The organism is Streptomyces marokkonensis, from assembly GCF_008312835.1.
GTDB classification, from domain to species: domain Bacteria; phylum Actinomycetota; class Actinomycetes; order Streptomycetales; family Streptomycetaceae; genus Streptomyces; species Streptomyces marokkonensis_A.
This window is the reverse complement of sequence record NZ_VSKS01000002.1, coordinates 190,291-207,657: the sequence shown is the minus strand read 5'-3', so window position 1 is coordinate 207,657 and position 17,367 is coordinate 190,291. Positions and strand designations below refer to the sequence as shown.

The 17,367-nt window shown below is 71.6% G+C and carries 18 protein-coding genes; 1 reads left to right on the top strand and 17 read right to left on the bottom strand.

Annotated elements, in window-relative coordinates; all coding sequences use genetic code 11:
- Window positions 1–75: 75 nt before the first annotated feature.
- From F1615_RS03720 to F1615_RS03675, 10 genes are all read right to left on the bottom strand, one after another.
- Entirely contained in the window at window positions 76–1,401 is a 1,326-nt protein-coding gene (locus tag F1615_RS03720; RefSeq protein WP_149547411.1) for a PhoH family protein, read from the bottom strand.
- A gap of 315 nt (window positions 1,402–1,716) precedes the next feature.
- Entirely contained in the window at window positions 1,717–2,490 is a 774-nt protein-coding gene (locus F1615_RS03715) for an isoprenyl transferase (protein WP_149547410.1), read from the bottom strand.
- 169 nt (window positions 2,491–2,659) lie between these two features.
- Window positions 2,660–3,280 (bottom strand): hypothetical protein, encoded by a 621-nt coding sequence (locus F1615_RS03710; protein ID WP_149547409.1) that lies wholly within the window; start codon window positions 3,278–3,280, stop codon window positions 2,660–2,662.
- 544 nt (window positions 3,281–3,824) lie between these two features.
- Complete coding sequence (locus F1615_RS03705; RefSeq protein ID WP_425385618.1) at window positions 3,825–4,634, bottom strand: class I SAM-dependent methyltransferase; 810 nt, start codon at window positions 4,632–4,634, stop codon at window positions 3,825–3,827.
- 69 nt (window positions 4,635–4,703) lie between these two features.
- Window positions 4,704–5,579, bottom strand: a complete 876-nt coding sequence (locus F1615_RS03700) for an LLM class flavin-dependent oxidoreductase (protein ID WP_149547408.1) — start codon at window positions 5,577–5,579, stop codon at window positions 4,704–4,706.
- A gap of 19 nt (window positions 5,580–5,598) precedes the next feature.
- Window positions 5,599–6,630, bottom strand: a complete 1,032-nt coding sequence (locus F1615_RS03695; RefSeq protein ID WP_149547407.1) for a hypothetical protein — start codon at window positions 6,628–6,630, stop codon at window positions 5,599–5,601.
- The gene (locus F1615_RS03690) at window positions 6,618–7,271 is read right to left on the bottom strand and encodes a hypothetical protein (RefSeq protein ID WP_149547406.1); all 654 of its coding nucleotides are present in this window, start codon (window positions 7,269–7,271) and stop codon (window positions 6,618–6,620) included. Before F1615_RS03690 ends, F1615_RS03695 begins: the two co-directional genes overlap by 13 nt.
- A gap of 93 nt (window positions 7,272–7,364) precedes the next feature.
- Window positions 7,365–7,874 (bottom strand): hypothetical protein, encoded by a 510-nt coding sequence (locus F1615_RS03685; RefSeq protein WP_149547405.1) that lies wholly within the window; start codon window positions 7,872–7,874, stop codon window positions 7,365–7,367.
- Window positions 7,871–8,605, bottom strand: coding sequence for a hypothetical protein (locus F1615_RS03680; protein WP_149547404.1), 735 nt, complete (start codon window positions 8,603–8,605; stop codon window positions 7,871–7,873). The genes F1615_RS03685 and F1615_RS03680 overlap by 4 nt, the downstream gene beginning before the upstream one ends.
- 79 nt (window positions 8,606–8,684) lie before the next feature.
- Window positions 8,685–11,108: a Tox-REase-5 domain-containing protein gene (locus F1615_RS03675; protein ID WP_149547403.1), complete on the bottom strand. Its 2,424-nt coding sequence runs from the start codon at window positions 11,106–11,108 to the stop codon at window positions 8,685–8,687.
- A 290-nt stretch (window positions 11,109–11,398) separates the two neighbouring features.
- Here F1615_RS03675 and F1615_RS03670 point away from each other — a divergent pair, with 290 nt between their 5' ends.
- The gene (locus F1615_RS03670) at window positions 11,399–11,800 is read left to right on the top strand and encodes a DUF192 domain-containing protein (protein WP_149547402.1); all 402 of its coding nucleotides are present in this window, start codon (window positions 11,399–11,401) and stop codon (window positions 11,798–11,800) included.
- Between the two features lie 61 nt (window positions 11,801–11,861).
- Here F1615_RS03670 and F1615_RS03665 read toward each other — a convergent pair whose 3' ends face one another.
- The 7 genes from F1615_RS03665 to F1615_RS03635 all read right to left on the bottom strand — a co-directional run bounded on the left by F1615_RS03665 (window position 11,862) and on the right by F1615_RS03635 (window position 17,354).
- Window positions 11,862–12,476 (bottom strand): OmpA family protein, encoded by a 615-nt coding sequence (locus tag F1615_RS03665; protein ID WP_149547401.1) that lies wholly within the window; start codon window positions 12,474–12,476, stop codon window positions 11,862–11,864.
- Between the two features lie 8 nt (window positions 12,477–12,484).
- Window positions 12,485–13,066: a hypothetical protein gene (locus F1615_RS03660; RefSeq protein WP_149547400.1), complete on the bottom strand. Its 582-nt coding sequence runs from the start codon at window positions 13,064–13,066 to the stop codon at window positions 12,485–12,487.
- Window positions 13,067–13,100: 34 nt separating this feature from the next.
- Window positions 13,101–13,703 carry a pilus assembly protein TadG-related protein gene (locus F1615_RS03655; protein ID WP_167533668.1) on the bottom strand — a complete coding sequence of 201 codons (603 nt, stop codon included), beginning with the start codon at window positions 13,701–13,703 and terminating at the stop codon, window positions 13,101–13,103.
- Window positions 13,700–13,894 (bottom strand): Flp family type IVb pilin, encoded by a 195-nt coding sequence (locus F1615_RS03650; protein WP_149547399.1) that lies wholly within the window; start codon window positions 13,892–13,894, stop codon window positions 13,700–13,702. The genes F1615_RS03655 and F1615_RS03650 overlap by 4 nt, the downstream gene beginning before the upstream one ends.
- Before the next feature lie 160 nt (window positions 13,895–14,054).
- Window positions 14,055–14,918 carry a response regulator transcription factor gene (locus tag F1615_RS03645; RefSeq protein ID WP_149547398.1) on the bottom strand — a complete coding sequence of 288 codons (864 nt, stop codon included), beginning with the start codon at window positions 14,916–14,918 and terminating at the stop codon, window positions 14,055–14,057.
- Window positions 14,915–16,450, bottom strand: a complete 1,536-nt coding sequence (locus F1615_RS03640; protein ID WP_149547397.1) for a sensor histidine kinase — start codon at window positions 16,448–16,450, stop codon at window positions 14,915–14,917. Before F1615_RS03640 ends, F1615_RS03645 begins: the two co-directional genes overlap by 4 nt.
- 16 nt (window positions 16,451–16,466) lie before the next feature.
- Window positions 16,467–17,354, bottom strand: a complete 888-nt coding sequence (locus F1615_RS03635) for a DUF5936 domain-containing protein (RefSeq protein WP_149547396.1) — start codon at window positions 17,352–17,354, stop codon at window positions 16,467–16,469.
- Window positions 17,355–17,367: the final 13 nt, after the last annotated feature.

Below are 17,367 nucleotides of genomic sequence, written 5' to 3'. Positions count from 1 at the left end.
GCCGCCCGGCTAGGCTCTACACCTTTCCGGACGGCGCCAATTACTGCGCAATCGACCCTTGTTGGAGAACGAGGGTCAGATCTGACCGTCTTCGAGCATTTCGGTCACAAGGGCAGCGATCTGGGACCTCTCGGACCGCGTCAGTGTGACGTGCGCGAACAGCGGATGCCCCTTCAGTTTCTCGACGACGGCGACCACACCGTCGTACCGCCCGACCCGCAGATTGTCCCGCTGGGCGACATCATGGGTCAGAACGACCCGCGAATTGGCCCCGATCCGGGACAGAACGGTCAGCAGGACGTTCCGTTCCAGCGACTGCGCCTCGTCCACGATCACGAACGCGTCGTGCAGCGAGCGGCCCCGGATGTGGGTGAGCGGCAGGACCTCCAGCATGCCGCGCGCGGTGACCTCCTCGATGACTTCCCGGCTGGTGACCGCCGACAGCGTGTCGAACACCGCCTGCGCCCAGGGGCTCATCTTCTCCGCCTCGGAACCGGGCAGATAGCCCAGTTCCTGCCCGCCCACCGCGTACAGCGGACGGAAGACCATCACCTTCTGGTGCTGCCGGCGCTCCAGGACCGCCTCGAGGCCCGCGCACAGCGCCAGCGCCGACTTGCCGGTGCCGGCCCGGCCGCCCATGGACACGATCCCGACGTCCGGGTCGAGGAGCAGGTCGAGCGCGATCCGCTGCTCGGCGCTGCGGCCCTTGATGCCGAACGCCTCCCGGTCGCCGCGCACCAGCCGGACGTTGCCGTCGGCGGTGACCCGCCCGAGCGCCTTGCCGCGCTCGGACTGGATGGTCAGACCGGTGTGCACGGGGAGCCCGGACGCTTCGGGCACATGCACGCGCCCCTCCTCGAAGAGGATGTCCACCTGCTCGCCCGGCAGGGTCAGTTCGGACATTCCGGTCCAGCCGGAGGAGTCCGTGATGGCGAGCTCCGCGCGGTACTCCTCGGCGAGGAGACCGACGGAGGACGCCTTGATCCTGAGCGGAAGGTCCTTCGACACGACGGTGACGTCGAACCCCTCGGCCTGCAGATTGCGGGCGACCGCGAGGATGCGGGAGTCGTTGTCCCCCAGGCGGTAGCCGCTGGGCAGCACGCTGGGGTCCGAGTGGTTGAGCTCGACCCGCACGGTTCCGCCGAGGTCCCCGGTCGGAATGGGGGCGTCGAGGCGGCCGTACCGCACCCGGTAGTCGTCCAGCAGACGGAGTGCCTGCCGGGCGAAATAGCCGAGTTCGGGATGGTTCCGCTTGGCCTCCAGTTCCGTCACCACGACGACGGGGAGCACGACCTCGTGCTCGTCGAAGCGGCTCAGGGCATTGGGGTCGGCCAGCAGGACGCTGGTGTCGAGAACATAGGTGCGCCGGTCTGGCTTGTGGCGCTTTGCGCTGGTCACCACGGAAGGACGTACCCCCTCGGATGAGGTCGGGGAGCGACGGAGCGGAGCTGGACCGGTCGACGGCCCCCGTGCACGGCGGGCCGGGAACCGGCCCTCCGCTGCTTCGTCCGTGCCGTGACCGCACGGTCGGGCTGCTGCAACAGGGCCTCCCGGGCGGACGGCTTCCGTGCCGCCCGCTGAGATCCGACACCCGTGGTTCGGGTGTCGACCTGCCTGGCTTATTCCCTCGAACGAGCACGGCCATGCCACGGCATATGACGGCGTGCCGGTGAACAGTGTGTGACCAGCGGTGCGGGAGGCGCGGGGACGGGCGCGTCAGCCGCCGTAGCGCCGGTGTCGGGCGGCATAGTCGCGCAGCGCCCGCAGGAAGTCGACCTTGCGGAAGGCCGGCCAGAAGACCTCGCAGAAGTAGTACTCCGAATGCGCGGTCTGCCAGAGCATGAATCCGGACAGCCGCTGCTCGCCACTGGTGCGGATCACGAGGTCCGGGTCGGGCTGGGCGCGGGTGTAGAGGTGACGCCCGATCATGTCGACGTCGACGGCCTCGGCGAGCTCCTCCATCGAGGTGCCCTTCTCGTGGGCGTCGACGAGCATGGACCGCACCGCGTCGGCGATCTCCTGACGGCCGCCGTATCCGATGGCCACGTTGACCACTATCCCGGTGACGTGCGCGGTGGCCTCCTCGGCCTCCTTCAGGGTGGTCTGCATCCCGGACGGCAGCAGATCGGGCGTGCCGACGTGATGGACCCGCCAGCGCCCGTCGGCGGCGAGGGTGCGCACGACGTCCTCGATGATGCCGAGCAGCGGGACGAGTTCCTCCTTCGGCCGGTCGAAGTTGTCCGTCGACAGCAGCCAGAGGGTGACGACCTCGACGTCCGTCTCACTGCACCAGCCGAGGAACTCCTCGATCTTGTCCGCGCCGGCCCGGTGACCGTGGACGGTGCTGGAACCCGCGGCCTTCGCCCAGCGGCGGTTGCCATCCATGATGACGCCGATGTGCTTGGGCACCTGAGCGGTGTCCAGGTGGCCTTCCACCCGGCGTGCGTACAGCCTGACCAGCAGGCTCCGCAGCTTGTCGCGCAGGTTCACGTGATCGTCAGCCCCTCCGTACGGATCGGACAGGCGCGGCACCCCGCCGCGTCGCGCGGCATGCGGCCCGGTCTCGGCCACGGGCGGCCCCTGTCCGTATGGCGGTCCCCGAAGGCGAAGCGTACCCCCGCCGGGGCGGGGGTCCCCAAAGTCCGCCGTGGTGCGTTTGTCAGCTGTATTGCGGCGGCACGCCGTTTGCGCGCGGCCGCCGGAACCACTGTCCCGCGGAGCCCTGGCTGAGCAGGACGACGACGGCGACGGCGGTGCCGAGCGGCAGGATCCCCAGCGGGACGCCCTGCGCCGTCGCGCTGAGCGCCAGCAGGATCTGCACGGATGCCAGCACGATGGAGGCGATGCGGACGCCGTTGCCCGCCCTGGGGTACCGGAACGCCAGGACGAACAGCACGACGGTCATCAGATAGGTGCTGAAGAACCGCCCCGCCGGCTCGGCCCCCACGGCGACGCCGACCAGGACGGTGAGCAGGACGCCGAGCCCGAACGTCGCGAAGATCACGATCTGGGCGGCGCGCACGGGGCCCGGCATGGCCGGGGGCCGGGACGGGTCGTAGTACGGCGGGGCGCCGGTCCAGCCGTGGGGGTGGGCACCGGGCTGGGGATAGGTCCCGGGCTGGGGATAGGTCCCGGGCTGGGGCGGCTGGGGTGCCGGCGGGGAGCCGTAAGGGCCGGGCGGCTGACCGTACGGGCCGTACGCGGCGGGGGAACCGTACGGGCCCGGCTGCCCGGGCCCGCCCGGGGGCTGCTGAGGTGGTGTCGGCTGTTCGTTCGACATGCGTGGACTCTAGCCAGGGGGCGTCGGGGACGGCACAGCCCGGGCGGCATGAAAAAACGGGCCGGTCCGTGGGGGGGAGACGGACCGGCCCGAGGGGGGGTTCCCACCATAACCCTTCGTAAGTGATGCTGCGCGCATCGGCGGGCCACAACTACTCTCCGGAATCGTCCGGCGACGCCCCGATGGCTTCGGAAAGCGCCGTCCAAGGGCTTCACATGGCCGAAACGCAGCCAAATCCTGCGAAAAACCTAGGCTTGGGGGGACTGTGTGCAGGATGTGGCACCGCCACCCCCTCGTCAGGGCCACTCTTCCGGTCGTCCCCCTGACGGGTGACCCCGGCGGCGCCGCCCGCTTGACCCGGCGGCGGCACCCGGGGCGCCCGGGCCGGGCACCGCGCAGCCCCCTCCACCGCGCGGTGCCACCCCGCGCAGCTTTGCTTACGCGAATTACCTTGGTCCGAACTTACGCGAGAGTGCCGCTCCGGGGCCAGCCGCACCCGGTAACGATGCGGAAACCCGCCGGACGCCCCCGGTGGCCGGGGTCCTCACGGTGTCCGCGATCCCCGTCGCATCTCGAAGAGGTGCCGGCTGCTGTGCGCCACGAACGAGCCCTCGGCCTCGATCCGCTCGTGCAGCGCCCGCAGCCGCGGCCGGTACGCGTCGACGGTGAAGTCCGGAACCATCCAGACCACCTTGCGCAGGAAGTGCACGACGGCGGCGATGTCGTGGAACTCCATGCGCAGGCGTTCGGCCCGCACGTCGACGGTCTCCAGCCCGGCGGCCTCGGCGGCGCGCCGCTCACGGTCGGGGTGGCGCGCCTCCCACTGCTCCCCCGGCCGCGGTCCGAGGAAGAACTCGACGAGCTCCCGGGCGCTGCCGGGTCCCACGTGCTGCGCGAAGTACGTACCGCCGGGCCGGAGCACGCGCGCGATCTCGTCCCAGTGCGCCCGCACGGGGTGCCGGCTGACGACCAGGTCGAAGGTCTCGTCGGCGAACGGCAGCGGCGCGTCCTCGGGACAGGCGACGACGGCGACGCCGCGGGGCCGCAGCAGCGCCGTGGCTCTCGCGACGTTGGGCGGCCAGACCTCGGTGGCGGCGGTGAGCGCCGGGCGCCGGCCGGCCCGCGCGAGGGCGAAGTCCAGGACCTCCCCTCCCCCGGTCTGGACGTCGAGCGCCGCACCGGCACCGCTCAGCCGCCCGGCCAGCGTGCCGGCGTACCCCCACGAGGGCCGGGCCTCGGTGGCCCGCCCCTCGAACCAGGAGAAGTCCCATCCCTCGGTCGGTACGGAGGCGCCTTCGGCGAGGAGCTCCTCGAATGCGCGCGTGCGCTCGTCGGACATGCACTCGTCGGACATGCACCGACCATGCCCGAACGCGGCACCGCCTGTCGCTCGTTTATCGGCTCGCCACGGCACGAGGGCGCGCTACGGCACCAGGGGCCGCACGTCCTCCGCCACGAACCGCACGAAGCCCTCGGGGTCGGGCTCGTCGCCGGTCGGCTGGAGGACCACCGAGTCGGCCCCGGCGTCCGCCAGCCGCCGCACCGCCCCGGCGACGGCGGCGGCGTCCCCGGCCACCCCGAGACCTGCCTCTCCGGCGACCCCCTCGGCGACCAGTTCGGCCCGCAGCCGCTCGTCGGCTCCCTTCCCCGTGGCGGCGAGCAGATAGACGACGACCCTGTGGGGTGTGCCGGTGCGTCCCGCCGCGGCCCGCCCCTCCTCGGCGAGCCGGCGCGCACGCCGTACCCCGTCCGGGGAGGTGCTGGCGGTGAGGATGGTCCCGTCGGCGGCCTCACCCGTGAGCCGCACGGTGCGGGGCCCGGTGGCGCCGGCGAGTACCTCGACCGGGCCCTGTGGCGGCCAGTCGAGGGCGACGTCGTCGAGCATGACGTACCGCCCCTCGGTCGTGACCCGCTCCCCGCCCAGCAGGGCGCGCAGCGCGAGGAGATGCTCCCGCAGCAGCGTGACCGGCGACTCGACGCGCGCCCCGACCTGCCCCATCCAGTCCTGCACCCCGTGCCCGACCCCGAGGATCGCGCGGCCGGGGAACATCCGGTGCAGACTCGCGGCCTCCATCGCGGTGACGGCAACGTTCCGCAACGGCACGGGAAGCAGTCCGACCCCGACCCGCACCCGCTCGGTCCAGGCCAGCGCGGCGGCGCCGGTCGAGATCCCGCCCTCCCGGAAACAGTCCTCCCACAACCAGAGTTCCTCGAGACCGGACTCGTCCGCGGTCCGCGCGACGGCGCGAAGCCGCTCGGGGGCGAGCTGGGGACGGAAGACTGCGCCAAGTGTGGTCATGGGAACTTCCTACCCGAGCTCAGCGGTTGACCGCCTGGATTTCCTGGACCACGACGTCCTGTGTGGCGCCGAACTCGCCGTCGGGGAGGTCGCCGCCGGCGCCGCCGGTGCCCGTCCAGTGGATCTCCCAGGTGACCGTGGCCTGGAGCGGGAACGTGCCGTCGCCCGAGGAACGCAGGTACTTCACCCCGCACGGTGGCGCCTCGTCCGCCTTGCCCTTCGCGTACGGCTGCCCGATACGGCCGCCGTCCAGCGCGCAGACGCCCGAGGCCGGGTAGGTCTCGGCGTCCGGGGTGCCCGGCTCGATCTTCAGCGAGACGGGTTCCGCCGTGGCGGTCGCCTGGATGCCGATCTCCGGGACGGACGCGGTGACCGAGACCGGCTTGAACTCCGCGCCGTCCAGCCACGCCCAGGTCGGAAGGTTCACCTTGGTCGCCTCCGCGGGGGCGAGCGTGACCTCGGTGCCCGGGACGCGGATCTCCGCGTAGGCGAGTTCGGCGAGGATCTCCGGTGTGACCGCGTTCTCGATGTCGGCGGGCGGGGCCTCGCCCTCGTCCACCCAGAAGTAGTCCCTGGTGCAGGAGTCCCAGCCGGGCGGGAAGCTCTCGTTGACGTACGAGCCCCACCAGTAGCCCTTGCCGGACTTGTCCTTGTTGAAGTCCTTCTTCGGGTCGTCCGGGTTCGTGTACTTCTCCCGCTGCTTGGCGTCCCACTCGTGGCCCGTCGACCCGGCCTCCCAGATGGGCTCCAGGTAGTCCTGCAACTGCTCGGGCGTGTACTTGGGGGCGTACCAGCAGGCGGGCGGGGTCCACGACGTGGAGGACGTCAGCGCACCCGCGGAGCCACCGGTGCCGTTCTTCGAACGGTCGAAGACAACCCCGCCGACGGTCACGGAAACGGTACCGTCGGCACCGGTCTCGGCACGTTGCTCCGTGTCACCGTTGTTTCCGTACTTGCCCCGGTCGGCGAAGGCTGCCTGGGAAGCGAAGACGCAGGCACATGCGACCGCGAGGACCGTCGCCGTCCTGCCCGCGTTTCTTACGGCTGGCACTCCTTGGCCCCCCTCTTCGAGACGATGTCGGTGGTCTGCCAGACACCTTCGGCGTTCTTGGTCAGCGCGGTGTTGTACAGCACGTAACTGTCCGAGCTCGCAGCCGACTTGTCGACCTTGCCGGTCTTCCTGTTCTTGATGTGCGACTTGGTCTCGTCGGAGCAGTAGGTGACATAGGCCTTCTTTTCACCGCTCAGCGTTGCCTTGCGGTTGAAGTACCGCGTCACGCCGGCCCAGGTGTCATTGCCGTCGATGTAGCGCTGTGCGTACGCGATCGACGAGCTGAGTGCCTTCTCGGCGTTGTAGAAGCCGAGCGCCTGCGTGTCCGTGGTGCCCTTCAAGATCGCCTCGTCGACGGCATTGACGCTGAGGGCGCTGTCGGCGAGAACGGCGTCCTTCGCCGGATCGCCCGTCTTCCCTCCCTCGAAGACGTTCTTCGCGTCCGCAGGGAAGGTGATCTTCGGCCGTTCCTCGGAGGCCGGCGGAGTGGTTGCGGGGGGCGACTTCTTGCCGTCCGTGTCGGCGCCGGCGATCTCGTCGCCGGCCTTGGCGGGGGCGTCGTCGCTTCCGCAGGCGGACAGCGTCAACGCCGCTGTGGCGGTCAGCGCGAGCGCTGCGAGCAGGGTGGGGCGGCGGTTCACGGTCGGCTCCCGGTGGGGCAAGGCTTCTCCTGAGCGAACCCAAGTTATCCAGCGCACGCGGCACGGCACCAGAGTGAAGGGTGTCAACTCCTGCTACAACACGGTCACATCGGGGAGCGGCCGGTCCGTGATCAGCGCGGTGAGGATCAGCGGGGCGTCGCCGTCGGACTGGTTGAGGGAGACGGCGGCCAGGCGGCCGCCCGGGTCGGGCACCGGACCCCAGAGGGTCAGGTCACCGTTGCAGTCCTTGGCGACGAGGGTGCGGAAGGGTTCCGCGGCCGGACGCCGCAGCAGGGCCGGACCCATGGTCACCGTCCGGTGCGGCCCCCAGCGGCGGTCCAGTTCCGACACCAGCGCGGCCAGGTTCGCCTCCGCCGCCGCCTCCGCGTCGTTCCATTCGCGGCCGTACACGCCCGTGAGCGCTTCGCTCTCCCACAAAGGGAGGAGCAGGAACCCCTCACCCCGGGTCGACGTCCACTCGCCGGTGCCGGGCTCCCCCTCGTCGGCCGCCGGACCGGACGCCGGGAGGGGGACGGACAGGGCGGCCTCGATGTCGGACACCGCCCGGTGCGTGTCGAAGGGTTCACCCGCGCGGGCTGTCACAGCGCGGGCCTGTTCATCGGGCGGGGCAGCGGCTCCAGTGCGCCGGACTTCCTGAGGGTCTCGTACGCCTCGACGACGGCCGCGGTGTCCCCGGGGGACGTGATGGCGAGGAGCAGGCCCTCGGTGGGCAGTTCGACGCGGTCGGCCGTCAGGTCGGCGGGGACGCGCGCGGCCCGGCCCGCGGACAGGTAGCCGATCCAGCCGACCGACGGCGTGCCGATCCTGAAGCCGGCCTCCTCCTTCAGGGCGGAGGTGACCGCCCGGTCGCTCACGTCGCCGTAGTCCGGCTGCCAGGCCTCCGCCACCACGGTGAGGAGCGCGGCGTCGGGAAGTGACGCCTCGTCGGGGGAGGTGATCGTGGCGACCAGCGACTGGAGCAGGGAGTCCGGGGTGCCGCCCGCCAGCCCGGCGATCTCCACCTTCCAGCCGGCGGCGGGGCTGTCGGCGAGCAGCCGCAGTGACGTGCCGTTGGCCGCCGCCCAGGGGTCCGCCTCCCGGGCCGTGCGCAACGCGCCGCGCAGCGACGACTCGTCCGACCGGACCGTCTCTGCGGGCCCGGCCGCGGGGACGGTACGCCACTCCCAGGACGGCGCGCCGGCCGTCTCCCCCGGACCGCCCGCCGCCTCCGGCAGCAGCAACGCGAACCGGTCCAGCGTCGTGCTCCACCGTGCGGCGAGTTCCTCCGCCGACTCCTGCCGGGGGCCCCAGAAGCCCCGCACCACGCGTCGCATGTCCCGTCCCTCTTCTCTCGCCTCTCGCCCACATCCGCCGCCGCGACCACCTTAGGGCCGCGGTCCGGCCGGCGCCCCGTCAGTCGAACGCCTCGGGCCGCCTGTCGCCGGCGACCCGCTCCGGCGCGGTGTGGACGACCTCGATGTCCAGGCCCGCGTCCTCGAAGGCGTCGCGGGCCGCGTCGGCGACCTCCTGGTTGGAGAAGTGCCACTCGATGTCCTTGCCGTTCGCCGCGCTCGCCTGCCTGCGCGCCTCGGTCAGCAGCCGTTCCCGGCCGGACGGGGTGAGTTCCGTGCGGTCGGCGGCCAGGAAGCTGTCGTAGCCGTTCTTGGCCTCGAGGTAGGTCTGGCGGGAGGAGTCCCAGCCGTCGAACTCGACGTCCGGTACGTCGGGGTCGGGGTGCGGGACGACGTACTCGTGACCGCGCTGCGTACCGGTGACCTGTTCCTGGTAGCGCAGCCACGACTCGTTGCGCCAGTTGGGGCTGGGGTTGCGGTCGCGGCTCGCCCAGAAGCCGTCGCCGTCGTCCGCGTCGCCGTACGTGCGGCTCGCGAGGTCGTCGGCCCAGTCCGGCGGGTTGTAGTTGCGCGGGTCGCTCGTGTCGCCGTGCTCCGGCTCGGGGTACTGCTTCCTGTTCGCCAGCGCCTCCCGGGCGCGGTCCGGTTCCGCGGCGCGCTTGCGTTCCAGGTAGGCCTGGCGCTCCGCGGCGCGCGCCTCCTCGGCCTGCTGCCTGGCCTCCTCGTCGCAGCCCCCTTCGGCCAGCACGACGTAGGGGCTGCGCGCGACGGGGCCGACGGCGAGCACGGTGGTGCCCGTGCCGGGTCCGCCGCTCGTGCCCGGGTGCGGGCCCTCGCCGTACGGGATCCCCCGCGCGGGCGCGGAGATGGTGCAGCCGGTGCGGCGCGCCGCGTCCTCCGCCTCGTCCGCCGCCTCGTCGGCGCGCCGGACGGCGTCGTCCAGCGCGTCGAGGTCGCCCGCCTCGGCCGCGCGCCGCGCGTCCTGGGCGGCCTCTGTGGCGTCGTCGACGACCTTGCTCAGCCGGCCGAGCGAGCCGATCTTCTCGGCGATCTTCGCTTCGCCGTAACCGGGGATGAAGAGGGAGCCGACGTTCCAGACGACCGTGGTGACGGCGCGGGTCTCGTTGCCGCTGTTCCACTGGTCCACGACGTCGTCGCCGATGAACGAGTCGAACAGGACGGTCCCGCCGGTGCCGAGCGAGGCTCCGCCCCAGTCCAGGACCGCGCCGAGGTAGTCGCCGTCGTCCCACTTCTCGCGGGCGTCGGCGGTGTCGTTCCACCAGTCGTCACCGAGGGACCGGCCGTAGTCCATCAGGCCGTTCCAGGTGTCGACGGGGTTGGTCACCACGTCCCAGATGCCGGTGAGGTCACCCCAGATGCCGTCGACGAACAGCCCCTCGCCGACCTGCTTGAGCTGGTCGCCGGCGCATCCGAAGAAGGCGCCGAAGCCGGAGAAGCACCCCTCGTCGCCCCCGTCGCCCCCGTCCTCGGTCCCGCCGTCGGCGGTGGGGTCCTCGTACGGCGGCTCGTCGATCTCGTCCTCGGCGGCCACCGGGTCCACGACGGAGGGGTCGTCCGCCGTATCGGCGGGCGGGTCGTCGGGGTCCGTGCCGCCGCCGTCGCCGTCGCCGTCGCCGGAGCCCGGGTCGCCGGGGTCCCGGTTGCCGGGGTCCTGGTTGCCGGGGTCCTGGTTGCCGGGGCCCGTGCCGTCCGCGTCACCCGGGCCGTCCGCGTCGCCCCCGGAATTCCCCGTACCGCCGGTCGTCGCGTCCCCGGTGCCGTTCCCGGTGCCGCCGCCGTCGCCGTCCTCCGCCGTGACCTGGCCGTCACCGCCGTCACCGGGCGCGGGACAGGCCGCACCGGTGACGCGGCACACCTGCGCCTGGATGCCGGTGAGGAGCTGCCCGCCCAGGCCGCTGACGACGAGGGCGGTGACGATCGCCGCGACGACCGCGACCAGGCCCGCGTACTCCACCGCCGTCTGTCCGTCGTCGCGGCGCCAGCGGATCATCCGGGGCAGCGAGAAAGGGCGGCGCTCCCGCCGCTCCGGTTCGGCGAGCCGGTACCAGTCGCGGCTCTCCGGACGGGTCAGGAGGTACAGGACGAGGAGGGGGAGCAGCAGCTGGGTGAAGCCGCGGGCCGATCCGTCGGCGAGGTTGGACACCGAGCCGAGGACCAGCCATGCCTGGACGACGACGAGCCCGAGCCGGACGCGGGCTCCGCCCCGCCAGGCGCGGCGGGCCAGCCACCAGCCGGCCACACCCGGAGCGGCGGCGTAGGCCACCTGGGCGAGCAGTGTGCCGTCCACCGCGTCGAGCGACGCCGCGGTCAGCAGGAGGCCCAGGCCACCGAGCGCGGTGAGCGCGAACAGCGCGTGCACCAGCAGCAGGGCCCGGGACAGGGGCCGCGGCATGTCCCGCCGCCCTCCCCCGTATCCGGGCGCACGCACCGCCCCGGACTCCGCTCCTCCCCCGTTCGAGGCCATGCCCGCCCCTCCTCAAGTCCCCCGGTTCGCACCCGTGTTTGGTTCACGGCAGGCCCCGAGGGTAGGAAGGGGCGGTCGGTCGGGGCATGGGCCCGTGGGCCCAAAACCGCACCCAATCCCGCCCGTTCACCACGGGGGCCCATGGGACTCACGGGCGCTGTCGGTGCGGCCCACCGGGGTCCGGGTCACGGTCGTCGCCTACGGGACGGGCTGACGCACCGGAGCCGGCCGGGGATACGTTCACCGGAGACGGTTCGCGATGGTTCGGTGGGCGAAGGGGTCGGTCCGTGATGGGGCGCTGGCGGGACGGGCGTGGGCAGTTGACCGTGCGGGGGGACGCCGGGGAGCGCCCGGCCGTGCACGTTCCCCTGGAGGTCGCCACCTCCTACCGGGCCCGCACGAAGGGGCTGCTGGGGCGGGACTCCCTCGACGGGGCACTGCTGCTGTCGCCCGCCAACAGCGTCCACACGTTCCGTATGCGCATGCCCATCGACGTCGCCTACCTCGACAGGCGGCTCCGGGTCATCTCCGTACGCACCATGCCGCCCGGGCGGCTCGGCCTGCCGCGCGTCAGGGCCCGTCATGTGATCGAGGCGGAGGCAGGGGCGATGGCAGGGTGGGGGCTTCGGGTCGGGGCGCGGGTGGAAGTGGTGTGGGAAGGGGCCACGGCCACGGAGGGGCGAGAGGGCTGACGGGCTGCGGAAGCCCCTGGCCGGCGTGTCTGCCAGGGGCTTCCCCTTCGGCCCCATGCGGTCAGCTGTCCGTGCGTGGGAAGGAGATCTCCACCCTCCGGTTCTTCTTGCGGCCGGCCTCGGTGGAGTTGTCGGCGATCGGGTACTGCTCGCCGTAGCCCCTGACCTCGTAGGTGACGTTCGAGTCGCTCAGCTCCTGGACGAGGACGCCGTGCACGGCGTTGGCACGCTTGCGGGACAGGACGTCGCCGTGGGCGGAGGAGCCCAGGTTGTCCGTGAAGCCGAAGACGCGGATCCTCGTGGCGTTCTGGGTCTTGATCTCGTCCGCGATGGCGGCGATACGGGACTTCGCCGCCGCACCGAGCTTGGCGCTGTCCTTGCCGAACAGCACCTCGGCCTGGAGGGCGAACTTCACGTCGGAGTTGGTGTCCTCGCGGCGTTCGTCACCGCTCTGGTCTTCGACGACCTGTTTGATGTCCAGCACCTTGGGCTCGGCGAGGGTGGCGCCGTCGGGGAGCTTGAGATCGGGGTCGTTGGCGTCGAGCTCCACGGGGGCCGAGGCGCTGGCTTCGGTGCCTGGGGGAATGCTGGGGCCGTCTTCGGCGTGGGCCACTCCCGAGCTGACAGCCAGGAGAGCGACGACGGTTCCGATGAGGATCGAGCGAGTATGCGTCATCTTCTGCCTCACCCAGAGATCTGGATGGTGCCGCTGGCGAAGGTGGGCAGTTGGAAGGCAACCTCGGTGGTCCCCGTTGGGGGCGATGGAAACTGCATGAATACAGGAATTGACGCGCCGGCTTTGATCCTCGGCATATTCGTCGTGGTCAGAGGGCGTCCATCCGTGTCCCGCAATACGTAGTAGCGCTTCTTGCTCTTCGAGTCGACGAGCGTGGCCCCGCCGAGCGACGACCCGTGCCTGATGATCTCCGTCTCGTCACCCGCGGTTCGGACTGAAACACGTACGGAGTCAGCGCCGTCATTCTTCAGCTCACCACTCACCGTGACGAAACCGCCCGCGTCCCTAGTAGCGGAGGTGATCTTGAGCATCAGACCGTCCTCGCCCTTGAGTTCTGCCAGGGCCTCGTCGGCGCCTTCCTGAGCACTCGGGTCGGACCCGCCACCGTTTTTGGGAGCAGAGGCCGACGTCTGCGGCTTTTTGTCTTCGTCACCGCCACCCCCGCACCCGGCCACGCTGGTGGCCAGTGCAGCCGCAGCGGTCAGCACGACCATCCCCCTGCGGGCCTTCGTAGTGAACCGCATGCTCATGCCTCTGCTTCCTTCATCACTCGTCGTTCGCTTGTCAGTCGGCCAGGTGGACGTCGAAAAGTTCTTCCGGTTTCGGGAGCAGTTCCTTGGGACCCTTTGGGTCCAGTTTCCACTCCTTGCCCTCACAGAAGAGCAGAGGCAGGATGCCCTCCTCTGGATCCGCTGTTGGGATCTCGAACTCACAACGCGGCTCGATCACGGCGGTGGCTTCCTCCTGGGACTTCTTGTCCTCCGTGCCAGGCACGACGGAGTCACCCACGGTGTCATTCGTTTCAACCACCACCGTGTAGCCGAGCAGCCCGTCAGGAAGGCAACTCAGCACAACGGCATCGTTCTGTGCCGCGAGTTGGTCCGCCCGCCAGCATGAAGGGCCCAGCCCGTCCGCGTTGCCGCCGAAGATCGCCCGCCACTTGACCGGATCGAGGAGGTTCTCTATCCACGCGCCAGCAAGCTGCTCGCGTCTGTCCTGAGCTGCCGCGAGGGCGGCTGCGTCAGCGGCCGTCTGTGCGTCGTTGCGGTTCGCCGCTGCCTGGCCCACCGCGAAGTAGGCGAACGCGAGAAAGAGCAGGCCCCCCACCACCGTGATGTAGATGGGGAAAGCCTGCCCTGCGTCACTGCAGCGAAGACGCCGAATCAGCCGGTGACCTCGTCGATCTGCTCCACAATGGCGTCGTAGATCGACTGCCCGATGTCCGTACCCGTGATCGCCAGCACGATGGCCACGACCACCGCGATGATGCCCAGGTACTCGACCGCGGTCTGGCCCTTGTCGTTGCGGGCGGCGCGGGAGTGGAGGTAGCTGACAGTCGTGTTGATCCAGTTGCTCATGGTGGTCCCCTCCGGCTGACGCGGTGGCGGCGCCCTTCGCGGGGCCGCTTTCGACACGAGCACCGTACGGTCGGGCGCCCCGTGCGTCAGAGGGCCCCAGGGCCCAATCCCGGGCCCAATCGCAGGCCCACTTCCTCGTCCCCCCTGCCGTCACCGGACGTCACCCCACCCCTCGACCCGGACCCGGTGCCGTACCGAGCCACTTCGCCGCGGCCTCGGAGCGGCTCGTGCTGTGGAGCTTCGCGAAGATGCGGTTGATGTGGTTCTTGACGGTCTTCTCGCTGATGAAGCACGTGGCGGCGATCTGCTGGTTGCTCATGCCGGATGCGATGAGGTCCATGATCTCCGCCTCCCTCGCGCTCAGTTGGAACCTCGACCTGTCGGGCGCGGCCGGGCGGCCGCTCGTCCACCCAGACGACGACTGTGCCACATCCGGTTGCAGATGCGAAAGGTTTTCCACAGAAGTAGGTGGAGGTGGCGCGTGCGGCAGGCCGAGTCCGTTCTGCAGAGGGCCGGTTGTGTGCGCCGCGCCCAGCCCTTCCGGCAACGACCGCCCCGGACCGGACTCCTGTCGCAGTTGCGCGAGCAACGCCCCCGCCGCCGTCGGCGTGAAGTGCGGCCGGCCCTCCTTGATGTCGCGTACCGCCGACACCAGTTGGTCCGCCGTGAACTCGCCGTGGACCAGGTAGCCGCCCGCTCCCCTGCGCAGCGCCTCCTGGACGATCTCCGATTCCCTGCTGTACGTCAGCATCACGACCGGGGCGATCCCCACCAGGTACGGAAGGGCCGAGATGCCGTCCACGCCCGGCATGCGGACGTCCAGGAGGACCACGTCGGGGCGGTGGGCGCGGGCCGCCTCGTAGGCTTCCCTGCCGTCCGCCGCCTCCGCCACGACCGTGATGTCCGCACGGCCGGTGAGCAGGGCGGTCAGGCCGGCGCGGACCACCGGGTTGTCGTCCGCCACCACCACGCGGAGGGGGGACGGCGGCGGAACGTGTCCGAAGGGGTTCGGCAGTGTGTTCATGGGGTGGTGGCCTCCGTGGGGGTTGTCGGTGTCACCGCCGCGAGCGGGAGTTCCAGGCGGACCTCCGTGCCCCGGGCGCGGGTGCCCCGGCCTATGCGGATGCGGGCGCCGACCGAGGCCGCCCGCTCGACCATGCCGACCAGGCCGAAGTGGCCCGCTCTGCGCAGGTGCTCGAGGTCCGTGCCCGGTGGGAGGCCCGTGCCGTCGTCGTAGACGCTGATGCGGAGCAGATCGCCGTGGACACCGGCGTGGACGTCGACCCGGGTCGGTTCGGCGTGGCGGTGGGCGTTCTCCATGGCCTCCGAGGCGATGGTGAGGAGCTGGCGTGCCACCGCGGGGGGAACGGGCGGGACGGTGTCCTCGCCGGTCGGGCTGTAGGACGCCGGCAGGCCCGTGCGCCTGCTGAAGTCCTTCGTGCGGGCGGCGAGTTCCACCAGGACGTCCGTGCCCTGGTCCGGGTCCGACTCCCTGCGCAGGTCGGCCAGGAGTTCACGGGACTCGGCGGCGGCCCTGCGGGCCGACCGGGCCACCAGTTCCGCCTGCTGTCGCACCCGGGCCGGGTCCATGCGGGGGGCGCCCGCCGAGCCGGCCAGGCCGTCGGCCGCCAGGGCCACTCCGTGCAGGGTCTTGGCCACCGAGTCGTGCATCTCGCGGGCGAGTCGCGCCCGTTCCGCGCCGACCGCCTCCGTGACCGCCAGGCGGGCCCGGACCGTCGTCAGGGCCTGGGTCGCCGCGCCGAGGCGGAGCATCAGGTTGCGCAGGCTCGAGCCGACCGCGCCCGCGATCACACACAGGCCGGGCAGGAGCAGCGTCTGCGCCAGGTCCGCGTGCGGGTCCTCCAGGGTCGCGTAGACCAGCAGGAGGATCAGGCCCTGGAGGGAGGCGAAGACCGCGGCACCGCGCCAGCCGTAGACCAGGCCGGCGAGCAGGGGCGTGCAGACGCTGACGTAGGCGAGGGTGGTGTCCGGGCCCGCCGAGACCAGGAGCAGGGCTCCGAAGAGCATGTCCACGGCCAGCAGGGTCGGGTGGCGCAGGAGGAGGGGGCCGAAGCGTTCCCAGTCGCGGAAGAGGACGTAGGACGCCATGAAGGTGACCACCACGGCCATGGCGACCAGTCGGGTGCCCCAGCCCGGGCCCGCGTTGAGGAGTGCGGCGGGGGACGCCAGCGCGATCATCGCCAGGCGGAAGCCGAATGCCTGCCGGCACAGTGCCTGGAGTGCGTTGACCTGGATCTGCACGTCCGGTGCGGGGGCGGGGTGTGGGGGGTGCGTCCCGCCTTCGGCGGGACGGGGGCCCGCATCACCCGTGCGGGACGCGTCGTCGGCTGCGGGTGGCCCCTGTCGGGGCTCGGCGCCGTCGGCGGCTGCCGGTTCCCAGCCCGGGGGCAGTGCCGGGGTCACCGAGGTCACCGGGACGTCCGGGGCGCCCGTCCTGGCGTAGGGCGGGAGGACCGTGCCGGCCGGCGGTGTGGTGATCTCCGACGGCTTGGCCGGGCGGCGGAGCAGCCTCGTGCGTTCCCTGGTCGTCGTCATCGCGTCCGGCCCCGTCCTACTCGCCCGTGATCGAGCCGAAGTCGGTGCCGGAGCCGAGGATCAGGCCGGCGCCGAGGAGGATCATCGTGGCCGGGACCATGAACGTGGTGATCATCATGGTGGCCTTGGGGACCGCGCGGGCCGCCTTCCGGCGGGCGTTCTGCGCGTCCGTGCGGCGCATGTCCTTGGCCAGCGACACCAGCGTGTCGACGATCGGCGCGCCCAGCTCCTCCCCCTGCTGCAACGCCGTGACGAACATCGCCACCTGCTCGGAGTCGTTGCGGCGGCGCAGTTCCGCGAACGCCTGCCTGCGGCTCATGCCCAGGTCCATCTGGCGCAGGGTGATGCGAAGTTCGTCCGCCCACGGGCCCTCGTACTTCGACGAGACCCGGTCCAGGGCCTGCCGGAAGCCCAGGCCCGCGCTCACCACCACCGCCAGGACGTCCAGGAAGTCCGGCAGCGTCCGCTCGATGACGTCCTTGCGGATGCGGATCGCCGACCAGATGCCGACCTCCGTCCAGAACGCGCCGAACGCGAGCAGCAGCAGGGCCACGAAGAGCTGGCCACGCATGAGGAAGACCAGGAAGCCGACGCCGCCCAGGGCGCCGTAGACCGCGCGGCGGGCGGCGTAGCGGTCGATGGTGAGGCCGCCGGGGTTGCCCGCCAGGTCGATCTTGCGGCGGTACTTGGCGACCTGCTTGGGGCCCATGGCGCGCAGCACGGCGGGGGCGTAGCGCATGCCCATGCGGTCGACGAGGGAGTCGACCGCGCCGGTGCGGGTGGAGCCGACCTCCAGCGCGAGCATCAGGTCGCCGGGGAGTTTCGCCTCGGCCCGGTACATGCGGATGCCGGCGAAGACCCCCCAGACGCCGAGGGCCATCAGCAGGGCGAGCAGAAGTCCCATGTCAGTCAGCCTC

Excerpts from the sequence above, each read along its gene's own strand:
- F1615_RS03670 (WP_149547402.1), top strand. The coding sequence starts at position 11,399 with ATGGGGCGCTGGCGGGACGGGCGTGGGCAGTTGACCGTGCGGGGGGAC.
- F1615_RS03710 (WP_149547409.1), bottom strand. The coding sequence starts at position 3,280 with ATGTCGAACGAACAGCCGACACCACCTCAGCAGCCCCCGGGCGGGCCC.
- F1615_RS03645 (WP_149547398.1), bottom strand. The coding sequence starts at position 14,918 with ATGAACACACTGCCGAACCCCTTCGGACACGTTCCGCCGCCGTCCCCC.
- F1615_RS03660 (WP_149547400.1), bottom strand. The coding sequence starts at position 13,066 with ATGAGCATGCGGTTCACTACGAAGGCCCGCAGGGGGATGGTCGTGCTG.
- F1615_RS03705 (WP_425385618.1), bottom strand. The coding sequence starts at position 4,634 with ATGTCCGACGAGTGCATGTCCGACGAGCGCACGCGCGCATTCGAGGAG.
- F1615_RS03700 (WP_149547408.1), bottom strand. The coding sequence starts at position 5,579 with ATGACCACACTTGGCGCAGTCTTCCGTCCCCAGCTCGCCCCCGAGCGG.
- F1615_RS03635 (WP_149547396.1), bottom strand. The coding sequence starts at position 17,354 with ATGGGACTTCTGCTCGCCCTGCTGATGGCCCTCGGCGTCTGGGGGGTC.
- F1615_RS03665 (WP_149547401.1), bottom strand. The coding sequence starts at position 12,476 with ATGACGCATACTCGCTCGATCCTCATCGGAACCGTCGTCGCTCTCCTG.
- F1615_RS03675 (WP_149547403.1), bottom strand. The coding sequence starts at position 11,108 with ATGGCCTCGAACGGGGGAGGAGCGGAGTCCGGGGCGGTGCGTGCGCCC.
- F1615_RS03680 (WP_149547404.1), bottom strand. The coding sequence starts at position 8,605 with ATGCGACGCGTGGTGCGGGGCTTCTGGGGCCCCCGGCAGGAGTCGGCG.
- F1615_RS03650 (WP_149547399.1), bottom strand. The coding sequence starts at position 13,894 with ATGAGCAACTGGATCAACACGACTGTCAGCTACCTCCACTCCCGCGCC.
- F1615_RS03640 (WP_149547397.1), bottom strand. The coding sequence starts at position 16,450 with ATGACGACGACCAGGGAACGCACGAGGCTGCTCCGCCGCCCGGCCAAG.